The 11,833-nt window shown below is 71.2% G+C and carries 12 protein-coding genes; 4 read left to right on the plus strand and 8 right to left on the minus strand.

Annotated features, from left to right (window positions below; genetic code table 11):
• Positions 1 to 12: 12 nt before the first annotated feature.
• Entirely contained in the window at positions 13 to 1,140 is a 1,128-nt protein-coding gene (locus tag ACZZY9_RS04155; RefSeq protein ID WP_463463104.1) for a 5-(carboxyamino)imidazole ribonucleotide synthase, read from the minus strand.
• A 122-nt stretch (positions 1,141 to 1,262) separates the two neighbouring features.
• Here ACZZY9_RS04155 and ACZZY9_RS04160 point away from each other — a divergent pair, with 122 nt between their 5' ends.
• On the plus strand, positions 1,263 to 1,724 hold the full coding sequence (locus ACZZY9_RS04160; protein WP_463463105.1) for a GtrA family protein: 462 nt from the start codon (positions 1,263 to 1,265) through the stop codon (positions 1,722 to 1,724).
• Here the strand turns inward: ACZZY9_RS04160 and ACZZY9_RS04165 are convergent.
• The 3 genes from ACZZY9_RS04165 to ACZZY9_RS04175 are packed head-to-tail and all read right to left on the minus strand — an operon-like array spanning position 1,700 to position 4,364.
• Entirely contained in the window at positions 1,700 to 3,004 is a 1,305-nt protein-coding gene (locus tag ACZZY9_RS04165) for a UDP-glucose dehydrogenase family protein (RefSeq protein ID WP_463463106.1), read from the minus strand. The two genes, ACZZY9_RS04160 and ACZZY9_RS04165, sit on opposite strands and share 25 nt — an antisense overlap.
• Before the next feature lie 36 nt (positions 3,005 to 3,040).
• On the minus strand, positions 3,041 to 3,580 hold the full coding sequence (locus ACZZY9_RS04170; RefSeq protein WP_463463107.1) for a PH domain-containing protein: 540 nt from the start codon (positions 3,578 to 3,580) through the stop codon (positions 3,041 to 3,043).
• A 4-nt stretch (positions 3,581 to 3,584) separates the two neighbouring features.
• On the minus strand, positions 3,585 to 4,364 hold the full coding sequence (locus tag ACZZY9_RS04175; RefSeq protein WP_463463108.1) for a biotin--[acetyl-CoA-carboxylase] ligase: 780 nt from the start codon (positions 4,362 to 4,364) through the stop codon (positions 3,585 to 3,587).
• A 115-nt stretch (positions 4,365 to 4,479) separates the two neighbouring features.
• Here ACZZY9_RS04175 and ACZZY9_RS04180 point away from each other — a divergent pair, with 115 nt between their 5' ends.
• Positions 4,480 to 6,105, plus strand: coding sequence for an acyl-CoA carboxylase subunit beta (locus ACZZY9_RS04180; protein WP_192058550.1), 1,626 nt, complete (start codon positions 4,480 to 4,482; stop codon positions 6,103 to 6,105).
• On the plus strand, positions 6,102 to 6,386 hold the full coding sequence (locus tag ACZZY9_RS04185) for an acyl-CoA carboxylase subunit epsilon (RefSeq protein ID WP_463463109.1): 285 nt from the start codon (positions 6,102 to 6,104) through the stop codon (positions 6,384 to 6,386). Before ACZZY9_RS04180 ends, ACZZY9_RS04185 begins: the two co-directional genes overlap by 4 nt.
• A 342-nt stretch (positions 6,387 to 6,728) precedes the next feature.
• Here the strand turns inward: ACZZY9_RS04185 and ACZZY9_RS04190 are convergent, their stop codons facing one another.
• The 4 genes from ACZZY9_RS04190 to ACZZY9_RS04205 form a co-directional block, all read right to left on the minus strand.
• Positions 6,729 to 7,772 carry a hypothetical protein gene (locus tag ACZZY9_RS04190; RefSeq protein WP_463463110.1) on the minus strand — a complete coding sequence of 348 codons (1,044 nt, stop codon included), beginning with the start codon at positions 7,770 to 7,772 and terminating at the stop codon, positions 6,729 to 6,731.
• A gap of 8 nt (positions 7,773 to 7,780) precedes the next feature.
• Positions 7,781 to 9,037 carry an ATP-binding protein gene (locus ACZZY9_RS04195; protein WP_463463111.1) on the minus strand — a complete coding sequence of 419 codons (1,257 nt, stop codon included), beginning with the start codon at positions 9,035 to 9,037 and terminating at the stop codon, positions 7,781 to 7,783.
• On the minus strand, positions 9,027 to 9,731 hold the full coding sequence (locus ACZZY9_RS04200; RefSeq protein WP_463463112.1) for a response regulator transcription factor: 705 nt from the start codon (positions 9,729 to 9,731) through the stop codon (positions 9,027 to 9,029). Before ACZZY9_RS04200 ends, ACZZY9_RS04195 begins: the two co-directional genes overlap by 11 nt.
• A gap of 105 nt (positions 9,732 to 9,836) precedes the next feature.
• Positions 9,837 to 11,078, minus strand: coding sequence for a class I SAM-dependent RNA methyltransferase (locus ACZZY9_RS04205; protein WP_463463113.1), 1,242 nt, complete (start codon positions 11,076 to 11,078; stop codon positions 9,837 to 9,839).
• Between the two features lie 26 nt (positions 11,079 to 11,104).
• On the opposite strand from ACZZY9_RS04205, the gene ACZZY9_RS04210 reads away from it, so the two are divergent.
• Positions 11,105 to 11,794: a Maf family protein gene (locus ACZZY9_RS04210; protein WP_463463114.1), complete on the plus strand. Its 690-nt coding sequence runs from the start codon at positions 11,105 to 11,107 to the stop codon at positions 11,792 to 11,794.
• Positions 11,795 to 11,833 lie beyond the last annotated feature (39 nt).

Here is an 11,833-nt window from a genome sequence, read left to right on the forward strand (position 1 = left end):
TAGAGGATAGCGTCAGCCCTCGAAGAACGCCGCACCGGCGCGCGCCCGGTAGGTCGCCTCGTCGAGGTCGTCGCCCGTCGCCGTCACGTGCCCGACCTTGCGACCGGGACGCGGGTCCTTGCCGTAGTCGTGCACCTTGACCGACGGGTGATCCGCCATGAGCGCGGGGAGCCGCTCGGAGAGGGTGCCCTGCTCGGGCCCGCCGAGGACGTTCACCATGACGCTCCAGGCGTCGTGCGGTCTCGTGTCGCCGAGGGGCAGATCGAGGACCGCACGGAGGTGCTGCTCGAACTGACTCGTCGTCGATCCGTCGATCGTCCAGTGCCCGGTGTTGTGCGGGCGCATCGCCAGCTCGTTGATCAGCAGGCGGTCGTCGTCGGTCTCGAACAGCTCGACGGCCAGCACGCCCGTGACCCCGAGCCGCTCGGCCACCGTGCGGGCGATGGCCTCGGCGGCCTCCGCCAGACGACCCGCGCTCTTCGGCGCCGGCGCGATGACCTCGGCGCAGACGCCGTCGCTCTGCACGCTCTCGACGAGGGGCCAGGCGACGATCTGACCGCTCGGACGGCGGGCTACCGACTGAGCGAGCTCGCGGCGGAAGTCGACCAGCTCCTCCACGAGCAGTGCCTCTCCGTCGGCCAGGTCGGCGAACCAGTCGTCAGCGCCGTCGGCCTGGCGGACGACCCGCACGCCCTTGCCGTCGTAGCCGCCGCGGGCCGTCTTGACGACCGCGCTGCCGCCGTGCTCCGCCAGGAACCGGCCGAGCGCCTCGGCGTCGCGCACGGCCGCCCAGTCGGGCACGGGCAGACCCAGCTCGCTGAGCCGACGGCGCATGACGATCTTGTCCTGCGCGACGGCCAGCGCCTCGGGCGACGGGTGGACGGCGACGCCGGCGTCGACGAGTGCCCGGAGGACGTCCTGCGGGACGTGCTCGTGGTCGAAGGTCACCGCATCGACGTCGCGGGCGAAGGCGAGGACCGTCTCGACCTCGTGGTAGTCACCCACCTGCGTCGCGGCGAGGCGCGCCGAGCTGCCCTCCGTCTCGGCCAGGACGCGGATGTCGAGTCCGAGATGGATGGCCGGGGGGACCATCATGCGGGCCAGCTGCCCGCCTCCGATCACGCCGATCCGGTAGGCCATGGTGTCTCCTCGATGCGGGCGTCCGTCCCGGACCCGGCGCGGGGCCGGTCCGAGAGGGGCGCGGTAGAATCTTCCGGGCTCGTCGAGCCCTCCCCATCTTGGCCGATACCCCGAGGAGGCGCATGCGCCGGCTCGCCCTCCAGCTCGTCCGCTACGGCACCGTCGGCGCCCTCGGTGTCGTCGTCGACCTGGGTCTGTTCAACGTGTTCCGGGCGACGGTCTTCGACCCGGAGCGCATCGCAGCCGGGCCGCTCCTCGCCAAGGTCGCCTCCGGAGTCATCGCGATCGTCGTCGTCTGGTTGGGCAACCGGTACTGGACGTTCCGCGCGACGCGACGCAGCCGCGCCCTCCGCGAGGCCGCCGAGTTCTTCGGCGTGGCGCTCGGAGGTCTCCTGATCGGGCTGGCCTGCCTCGGGGTGTCCCATTACGTGCTGGGATTCCACTCAGCGGCGGCCGACAACGTCTCGAGCAACGTCGTCGGCCTCGCCTTGGGCTCGGTCTTCCGGTTCACGCTCTACAAGCTCTGGGTGTTCCACCCCGCGCGGACCGGCGTCGAGGCTCAGGGTCGGCCGAGTCCCCTGTAGTCGAAGCCGGCTGCACGCCAGGCCACGGAGTCGAGCGTGTTGCGGCCGTCGACGACGCGAGCGTGCGACACGAGACCGGCCACGACGACCGGATCGAGCTCGCGGAACTCCGTCCACTCGGTGAGGACGAGCACGACGTCCGCGTCGCGGAGCGCGGACTCGACGTCGGTGGCGTACTCGAGCTCGGGCGCGACGCGACCGGCCGTGGCGTTGGCCTCGGGATCGAAGGCGGTGACGATCGCGCCGCTCGCCCGGAGGCGACGCGCGACGTCGAGCGCGGGCGAGTCGCGGATGTCGTCGCTGTTCGGCTTGAAGGCCAGCCCCAGCACCGCCACGCGGGCACCGGCGAGGTCGCCGACGAGGTCACCCGCGAGGGCGACGACGCGATCGCGACGACGGAGGTTGATGGCGTCGACGTCGGCCAGGAAGGCGAGCGAGTCGAGACCGAGCTCGTCGGCTCGGGCCTGGAACGCCCGGATGTCCTTCGGGAGGCAGCCGCCGCCGAAGCCGATGCCGGCGTTGAGGAACTTGCGGCCGATGCGCGCGTCGTAGCCGATGGCGTCGGCGAGCTGCGTGACGTCGGCGCCGGTCGCCTCCGCGACCTCGGCCATGGCGTTGATGAACGAGATCTTCGTGGCGAGGAACGCGTTGGCCGAGACCTTCACGAGCTCGGCCGTGGCGTAGTCGGTGACCAGACGCGGCGTCTCGGCCGCGAGCGCGGTGGCGTAGACGGCGTCGAGCTGGGCGGTGGCCCGCTCGCCGGCCTCACCTCGTGCGACGCCGTAGACGAAGCGGTCGGGGGTGAGGGTGTCTTTGACCGCGAAGCCCTCGCGGAGGAACTCGGGGTTCCAGGCCAGATCCGCCCCTGAGGAGGCGCGCACCAGCTCGGCGAGGCGACTCGCCGTCCCGACCGGGACGGTCGACTTGCCCACGACGAGGTCGCCGTCGGACAGGTGCGGGAGGAGCCCTTCGACCGCCGCGTTCACGTAGGTGAGGTCGGCGGCATGGCTGCCCTTGGTCTGCGGCGTGCCGACGGCGACGAAGTGGATCTCGGCGCCCGCGGCGTCGGCGAGATCCGTCGAGAAGCGGAGCCGACCGGATTCGAGCGCCCGGCCGAGCACCTCGGGGAGGCCCGGCTCGAAGAACGGGGCGCGGCCCGCCGCCAGCTCGGCGACCTTGTGCTCGTCGACGTCGATGCCGACGACCTCGTGCCCGAGCTCGGCCATGCAGGCCGCGTGCACGGCGCCGAGGTAGCCGCAACCGATCACAGAAATACGCATGGAGACACCTTTTGTGGTTCGAGGGGTGGAACGGGTCTAGTCGCCGTTCCAGAAGGACGACCCGTCCGCCGGGGCGGACTGATCGTGTTGCCGTCGCTGGGCGACGGAGTTCGTGTTCGCTTCCATCATGTCGTGAAGAGTGGACTGCACGAGATCCGCGCCCGGCACGTCCCACAACACGACCGGCCGATCGAGACCGCTGTTGATGAGCACGTCCCCGCTGCGGAAGAGACTCTGCACGCCGTTCTTCCTGACCGTCAAATCGTAGCCTCGGCTGTGGAGCAGTTCCTGACGGGTCCTGACGACGAGGCCGCGGCGGAGGATGATCCGTCGGGTCGTGATGACGTAGTGCCGTCCGAGCCAGACCAGCAGCGGGACGAGCCAGACCAGCACGATGATCACCCCGGCTGCCGCGAAGACCAGCGTGTTCTGCCAGTCGGCGTCGAAGCGTCCGCCGAAGTATCCCGTCGCCGCGCAGACCGCGACGAGTCCGATCGACGGCCAGAACATGACCCGGGAGTGCGGTCGGAGGCGCGCGACGACGGCCTCGGGGGCCTGCTGGTCGGCGGTGCTCATGGGGTCATTCATAGCGCAGATGGGTGACGTCGCCGCTGGACACCGCCGCATCGGCCCCCGTGCGGGGTCGGACGACCAGTCGCCCGGTCGGGTCGATCGCGACGGCGACGCCGTGCAGATCGGTGCCGTCGGGCAGCTCGACCCGGACGTCGCGGCCCAGCGTCGAGCAGTCCGTCGTGACGCGGGCGTGGAGTCCCGCCGCCATCGCGTCGCCCTCGTGTTCGACGAGGGCCTCGAAGAGACCGAGGGTCTCGTCGAGGAACGCGGCCAGCACCCGGTCGGCGAGGTCGGAGGCGGCGCCGTCGACCCCGTGCAGCGAGAGAGAGGTGGAGGTCGGAGTCGGCAGGCGTTCCGCCGGCACGGTGAGGTTGACGCCCACCCCGATCACGACGGCGCCGTCCGGTCGGGCCTCGGCCAGCACGCCGCAGATCTTCCGGCCGTCCACCTGCACGTCGTTCGGCCACTTGAGGCCGACCTCGCCGCGACCCGGAGGCACCAGGGAGCGGAGGGAGGCGCGCATCGCCACTCCGGCGAGCAACGGCAGCCAGCCCAGGGACGACCCGTCGAGCCCCTTCGCGTCGAGCAGCACGCTCGCGGCGAGGGTCTCGTCGGCGGGCGCCGACCACGAACGGTCGAGTCGACCCCGGCCCGCGGTCTGGCGGAGCGTCGCCACTACGCCGCCGTGCCGGGAGTCCGCTCGCGCGACGAGGTCTGCGTTGGTGGATCCCGTCGTCTCGACGTGCTCGAAGAACGGGCTCCGTGCCGAGCTGAGAGGGAAGGTCATCGACTCAGCCTAAGCGTCGCGGTCTCGGACGTTCACGGAATCCACCACGGACGCCACTCCCCACGCGTGGAAACCTCCAACGGTGTCGGACGACGTGGTCAGTAGAGTGAGGCGGGTGACCTCCGACACGACGCCCTCCCCCGAGACCACCGCCGGCACCGAGCCCGACCTGCACACCACCGCGGGCAAGCTGGCCGACCTCAGGGCGAGGTACCACGAGGCCGTGACGGCCAGCGGCGAGGCGGCCGTCGCCAAGCAGCACGCCAAGGGCAAGAAGACCGCTCGCGAGCGCATCGACCAGCTGCTCGACCCCGGCTCGTTCGTCGAGCTCGACGAGTTCGTCCGCCACCGCACGCACGCCTTCGGCATGGAGGCGAAGCGCCCCTACGGTGACGCCGTGGTGACGGGCACCGGCACGATCCACGGTCGCCAGGTGGCCGTCTACAGCCAGGACTTCACCATCTTCGGCGGGTCCCTCGGCGAGGTCGCCGGCGAGAAGATCATCAAGGTGATGGAACTCGCCCTGAAGACCGGCGTCCCGATCCTCGGCATCCTCGACTCGGGCGGAGCCCGCATCCAGGAGGGGGTCGTCGCCCTCGGCAAGTACGGCGAGATCTTCCGTCTGAACACGGCCGCGTCGGGTGTCATCCCGCAGATCTCGCTGATCATGGGCCCGGCCGCCGGAGGCGCGGTGTACTCCCCCGCGTTGACGGACTTCGTCATCATGGTCGACAAGACGAGCCACATGTTCGTCACCGGCCCCGACGTCATCAAGACGGTCACCGGAGAGGACGTCGGCTTCGAGGAGCTCGGCGGCGCCCTGACGCACAACAAGATCAGCGGGGTGTCGCACTACCTCGCCAGCGACGAGGACGACGCGCTCGACTACGCACGCTCGCTGCTGTCGTACCTGCCCGACAACAACCTGTCCGAACCGCAGGTGTTCGACCGGGCCGTCGAGCTCGAGACCACCGACCACGACCGCGCGCTCGACACGATCATCCCGGACAGCCCGAACCAGCCCTACGACGTGATGACCGTCATCGAGCACGTCGTCGACGACGGCGAGTTCCTCGAGGTCCAGCCGCTGTTCGCACCGAACATCGTGATCGGCTTCGGCCGCGTCGAGGGCCGCTCGGTCGGCATCATCGCGAACCAGCCCTCGGCGATGGCCGGCACCCTGAACATCGAGGCCGGCGAGAAGGCCAGCCGCTTCGTGCGGTTCTGCGACGCCTTCGGCATCCCCATCCTCACCCTCGTCGACGTCCCCGGCTACCTGCCGGGCACCGATCAGGAGTGGACCGGCGTGATCCGGCGCGGGGCGAAGCTGCTCTACGCCTACGCCGAGGCGACGGTGCCGCTGGTGACCGTGATCACCCGCAAGGCGTACGGCGGGGCCTACATCGTGATGGGTTCGAAGCAGCTCGGCGCCGACATCAACCTCGCCTGGCCGACGGCCGAGATCGCCGTGATGGGCGGCCAGGGCGCCGTGAACATCCTCTACCGCAACGAGATCAAGGCCGCGGAGGCCGCGGGCGAGGACGTCGCGGCCGTTCGCAGCCGCCTGGCGAAGGAGTACACGTACAACGTCGCGAGTCCGTTCCTCGCAGCCGAGCGCGGCGAGCTCGACGGGGTCATCGAGCCGTCCGCCACCCGCGTGGCCGTCATCAAGGCCCTTCGCGCCCTCCGCACGAAGCGGGCCGCACAGCCCGCGAAGAAGCACGGGAACATCCCCCTGTGAGCGGACGGCACGCCGCGCTCCCGGTCGACGGAGATCCGCACGAGGTCCTCGCCGATCCCGCGCCCACCCTGCCCGTCATGCTGACCGTCGTCTCGGGGCGTCCCACCGATGACGAGCTCGCGGCCATCACGGCCGTCCTGGCGGCTGGCGAGGCCGCGGCGGCCGCACAGCAGGCCACCCTCCTCGTGCCGCAGCCCGAATCGGCGTGGACGCGGTCGAGGCGTCGCCCCCGGGGGCCGTTGGCCGTCGGACCGGGCCACTGGCGCTCGTTCTCGGGCTGATCGACCGGACCCGCGCCTCCCCGGCGCCGTTGTCCCCCGCGCGATCACGCGACTCAGGGTCGACATCCCGGCGCATCGGCACCGTTCCGGCCACCCGAACAGGGGTAGACGGGGTGATCGTCCCCTGGTTGTCCCCCTAAATGTCGACTTTGCACTCGGTGCGACGACGGGCATCATTGTTCTTGCTAGGTGTAACTCTTCGAGTCGCACCACCGTTTGAGAATCAACTAGGGTAAGCGGGTTCTCAATCGGGGGCGGGTCAGGGCGGCATTCGGGTTGCCGCCCTGATCCGAAATCTTCAAGAAGGGCCGGACATCGTCCGGCCCTTCTTCTTTCGGGCCTTCAGGCCGAGAGGGTCCTCGGGATCTGCAGCCAGAGCTGGACCTCGTCGTCGTCGCCCTCGTCGTCGTCGTCCGACGTGCTCGAGAAGCCACGCCCCAGGGCGCTCGAACTCGGATCGGGCGATCCGAGCCCGACGACGGTCACGGCGTGGTCGCCCCCGCCCGGCACCGTCCTGATGACGATGCGATCGGCGACCGAATCGTGCAGCGCATCGGCCAGCGTCCGGTGGATGCGCGCCAGATCGGCACCGTCGACGTCGTCGAGACCCCCCTCGTCGAGCAAGCTCACGACCGCGCCGCGCCGACGAGCCGCCATCACCTCGCGCCGCACGTCGTCGTCGAGCAGACGGCGACCGCGGATCTCGTCTCGGATGGCCCCCTCGAGGTTCAAGCACTCCCGCCGCTGGTCGGCGCTCAGATCGCCGTCCTGAGACACGATGGCGAGCAGCATCGGACGGGCCGTCCGTCCGGTCTGCAGCAGGCGGTACTGACGCTCGTTGACATGGGCCTCCTGGGCCGCCTGCCAGTCGGCCGCCTCGTGCTCGGCGAGGATGAACTCCCGCGTCTCGCGACTCGCCCGCGTCAACGACGACGACATGGCGGTGGCGAACGCGACCCAGGTCACGCTGCCGATCACGCCGAGATCGGCGAGGGTGTCGGCTCCGCTCCAGGCCGCACCGTGCAGCGCCATGAAACCCACCCCGAGCCAGGCGAACGCCTGCCGGCGACGCGTGGCGACTATGACCATCAAGGTGCCGATCGCGGCCACGTACCACGTGGCGTAGCCGTTCCTCCCCGCGGCGTCGAGCTGCGACGTGATCTGCAACGGGATGACGATGCTCACCGCCAGTGCGAAGGCCGCGATCCAGACGGGCATCGCCGGCCCCCTGCCCGGCCAGAGCGCGGCGACGGTCGCCGCCGCGTACGCGACCATGCAGGCGACGACGGGCCAGGGATCGTCGAACCGGTCGAGCGAGACCGAGGCCAGCACGAGGTGGTAGCAGGAGAAGACGGCGGCCAGCAGCACGATGAGCCATCGCGGCACGGAGACCCTCATGAGAGCCGTCCCGGCAACGGCGGGGTGATGTCGCCGCTCGGCCACAGCAGACGGACGATCGTGCCGTCGCCCGGCCGCGAGTCGATGCAGGCACGTCCGCCGGCGTTCCGCAGGCGCTCGACGATGGAGACCCGGACGCCGAGGCGCTCCCCGGGGACCACGGCGGGGTCGAAGCCGTGCCCGGTGTCGCCGACCTCGATCAGAGCCCCGCCGTCCGGGCCCGAGTGGATGCCGACCCATCGACGGACCCCGTCCCCGTGGCCGGCGTGCTGCGAGCTGTTGACGAGGGCCTGCACGGCGGCGCTGTACAGGGCCTCGGCCGCGGCGGACGGGACGCTGCACCCCATGAGGTCGCCGACCTTCAGATCGACCGACACCCCCATCTCGGAGCTCACGACGGCGAGCCGCTCGCGCAGGGACTCGAGGGTCGTCGTCGATTCGTCGAACGGCGTCGCCGCCGCCGCGGAGGCGAGGTGCGCCACGGCGTTCCGGGCCATGTTCGTCGCCAGGACGCGCTCGTCGGGCGAGTAGGCGCGAGCGGCCTGGATGAACGTCGTGAGGACGCTGTCGTGCACGATCGCGTCCACCTGCACCCGCTCGAGCTCCGTCGCGTGCTCGCGGATGGCGTTCGAGTAGCGCGCGACGGCGAGAGCCTGCGCCGCATCGACGTTGGCGGCCGCCTGCCGCAGGATCACGACCAGGATGAGCACGGCTCCCCCGAGCAGCACGGCGTAGGTCGAGTCGAGGGCGGCGTGCGCCAGCGACACCGCGCCTCCTGAGGGGGTCAGACGGATCAGGCCGTAGACCAGCGGGGCGACGAACAGGTACCCGACCGCGATCCAGGCTGTGAACGCGTACGCGGCCGCAGCCGTCGCGACGGTGCAGAGGTACCAGAGCCACGGCACCGACGTCTGCACCGCGCTGGGGTCGTTCACCGCCAGCGGCCAGGTGATCAGCGCGATGAGGTACGAGATGGCGACGAAGGCCGCAGCGGTCTCGGCGCCGCGGACGACGATGCTCGCGACGGCGACGGCGACGAACCCGCCGAAGATCGAGATGCCGATGAACCACGCCCACGCTTCTTGCATGGACCCGATCTGGTCGACCATCGACGGGATGGTCTGCACGCCGAAGACGATGCCGCCGGCCCCGACGACCCGGCCCACGACCTTCTCGAGGAGCGCCCGACTGATCGGGTTCCGTGACGGACGCGGCGGCGCCGTCGGCCCGACGGAGGCCTGGTCAGCGACCATCCCCGCCGTCCGCGTCGAGACCGGGGAGGATTCCGTCCTCGACGGCACGGCGCAGCAGGTCGACCTTGGTCGGAGCGGGACGACCCACCTCGACGTACTTGACGCGGATCCGGTCGAGGTACTCGCGCGCGGTCGAGTACCCGATGCCGAGCTGCTGCGCGGCGAGCTTGAGCGGCAGTCCCGAGGCGTAGAGGTGCAGGATCTCGCGCTCGCGCCGTCCGAGCTGCGCCTTCGCGAAGTCGCGGTCGGCGTCGATCGCGCTCGCCCACTCGAGGTTGTTCAGCACGTCGCCGCGGGCCACCGTCGCGACGGCGGCCATGACCGTCTTCGTGGCGGACGACTTCGGGATGACGCCGGCGGCGCCGGCGGCGAGCGCCTCGCGGACGGACGCGACGCGGTCGGCGATGCTGTGCACCAGGACGGCCGAGCCGGTCGCCTGGACGCGCTTGACGTTCTCGGTGACGGTAGACCCGTCGCCGAGCGACAGATCGAGCACGACGACGTCGACCTCACGGCCAGAGAGGTTCTCGACGAGCTCTTGCACGCCGGCGGCCGTCAGCACGACCTCGAAGCCCTCGTTCTGGCACGCCGCCTGGATGCCCAGCCGCACCGACTCGTGATCGTCGACGATCGCGACGCGCACGGGCACGGTCGTCGGGGCGGGCTTGTTCGGATCAGTCGATGTCTCAGACACGGTGTTCCTTCGCTCGGCGTGCGTCCGGGCCCCTGGAATCCCCGGGCGTGCACGGGGGCCATCGTATCGGCATATCGGCCGGGGCTCCGGGTCCGCGTCCGCGGGTCAGGCTCGGACGAGCCGTGCGACCGTCTCGACGTGGTGGGTGTTCGGGAAGAGGTCGTACGCGGTGAGCGCGTCGACGTCGTACCCGAGGTCGCGGAACAGGGCGATGTCGCGGGCCAGGGCGACCGGGTCGCACGCGACGTAGACGATCTGGGCCGGTGCGAGCCCGGCGATCTCCGTGACGACGTCCCGACCGGCGCCCGATCGCGGCGGGTCGAGCACGACGGTCGAGGCGGCGTGACGACCGCGGTCGAGCGATCCCGCCTGGGCGGCGGTCTGACGGATCCAGCGCTCGACCCGCCCGGTCACCGCCGAGGCGCCGAGCCAGTCCGTGAGGTTCTCCGACGCGTGCTCGGTGGCGCGCTCGTCGCTCTCGACGCTGGTGATGCGGGTCCCCGGGCCGAAGGCGTCGCCGACGGCCGCGGCGAGCAGGCCGACACCGCCGTAGAGGTCGAGGTTCGCGGCCTTCGGGTCGAACAAGTCGGGTCGGATCGACTGCTGGACGGCCTTCGTCAGCGTCGTGGCGGCCTCGCGGTGCACCTGCCAGAAGCCCCGGTCGTCGAGTCGGAACTCGCGGTCGCCGACCGTCTCGTAGATCGTGGTGCGCGACTGGTCGCCGATGACCAGACGGGCGCCGCCGACGCTCGGGGCCAGCACGTCGATGTGGGCCTCACCCGGGAAGACGTCGCCGAGCGGCGCCGCCTCGACGAGCTCGGGAGTCGCGAGCGGGAGGTCGTCGACCTGCACGACCGTGTGCGACCGTGCCGCGTAGGGCCCCGTCCGTCCGTCGGCGTCGACGTGCAGCCGCACGCGCGTGCGCCAGCCGGTGCCGCCGCGCTCGTCGTCGCCCGGCAGGGCCGCGACCTCGACGTCGGCCCGCTCGGCGTCGAGACCGCCGGTGCGCGTCAGCGCATCGCGGAGCACCTGCCTCTTGAGCTCGCGCTGATGGGCCAGGTCGATGTGTCCGAACTCGGCGCCGCCGGCCCGCGCCGAGGGGTCGACCTCGACCGCGGCGGCGGACCAGACGTGAGGCCTGCGGTGCTCGCTCGCCTCGACGACCGACACGGTCTCGGCACGCCAGAACGACTTCTTGCGGTCTTCCGTGATGCGCGCCACGACCCGCTCGCCCGGCAGCGTGTCCGAGACGAAGACGACGCGGCCGTCCAGTCGCGCCACCGAGATCCCTCCGTGTGCGATGCCCGTCACGTCCAGTTCGACCTCTCGGCCCTGCATGTCTCCCATACGACGAGTCTGACAGGCTGGTCGACATGACCGTTCCCCTCTTCCTGGCGAGCACCTCCCCGGCCCGTCTGTCGCTGCTCCGGTCGGCGGGCATCGAACCCGTCCTGATCAGCCCCGGGGTCGACGAGGAGGCGGCGGTCGCCGTCGCCGAGGCTTCGGAGGGTCGGGCGCTGACCGCGGCCGAGACGGTCGCGCTGCTGGCGAGGGCGAAAGCCGAGGCGGTGCTCGACACCCGGCGCGACGGCCTCCCCCTCGACGGGCTCGTCCTCGGCGGCGACTCCGCCTTCGAGTTCGACGGCGAGGTGCACGGCAAGCCCCACGAGCCCGCGATCGCCCTCGAGCGCTGGCGGCGGATGGCCGAGATCGGTCACGGCACCCTCTGGTCGGGTCACTGGCTGATCGACCACCGGGGCGGGGCGCCCCGTCGGAGCCCCGAGCACCCCGAAGGAGGCGCGGGTCGGGTCGCGAGCGCGACGCTCACCTTCGCCGACGATCTCGACCCCGACGAGCTCGCCGCCTACGTCGCCACGGGCGAGCCCCTCGAGGTGGCCGGGGCCTTCACCATCGACGGGCGAGCGGCCGCCTTCATCACGCGCATCGACGGGACGCCGAGTGCCGTCGTCGGCCTGTCGCTGCCCGAGCTCCGAGCCATGGTGCGCGGGTTCGGCGTGCCGTGGCACGAGCTCTGGAACTCGTCGACCTCGGGTCTCTTGTAGAACTCGTCACGCGCCTCCCACGCCTTTTTGTGCACGTCA

The sequence above is a fragment of the Frigoribacterium sp. AC394 genome (genome assembly GCF_979258095.1).

What these genes read in the sequence shown, in the direction of transcription:
- ACZZY9_RS04195 (WP_463463111.1), bottom strand. Translation starts at nt 9,037, where the DNA reads ATGGTCGCTGACCAGGCCTCCGTCGGGCCGACGGCGCCGCCGCGTCCG.
- ACZZY9_RS04155 (WP_463463104.1), bottom strand. Translation starts at nt 1,140, where the DNA reads ATGGCCTACCGGATCGGCGTGATCGGAGGCGGGCAGCTGGCCCGCATG.
- ACZZY9_RS04210 (WP_463463114.1), top strand. Translation starts at nt 11,105, where the DNA reads ATGACCGTTCCCCTCTTCCTGGCGAGCACCTCCCCGGCCCGTCTGTCG.
- ACZZY9_RS04170 (WP_463463107.1), bottom strand. Translation starts at nt 3,580, where the DNA reads ATGAGCACCGCCGACCAGCAGGCCCCCGAGGCCGTCGTCGCGCGCCTC.
- ACZZY9_RS04165 (WP_463463106.1), bottom strand. Translation starts at nt 3,004, where the DNA reads ATGCGTATTTCTGTGATCGGTTGCGGCTACCTCGGCGCCGTGCACGCG.
- ACZZY9_RS04160 (WP_463463105.1), top strand. Translation starts at nt 1,263, where the DNA reads ATGCGCCGGCTCGCCCTCCAGCTCGTCCGCTACGGCACCGTCGGCGCC.
- ACZZY9_RS04175 (WP_463463108.1), bottom strand. Translation starts at nt 4,364, where the DNA reads ATGACCTTCCCTCTCAGCTCGGCACGGAGCCCGTTCTTCGAGCACGTC.
- ACZZY9_RS04205 (WP_463463113.1), bottom strand. Translation starts at nt 11,078, where the DNA reads ATGGGAGACATGCAGGGCCGAGAGGTCGAACTGGACGTGACGGGCATC.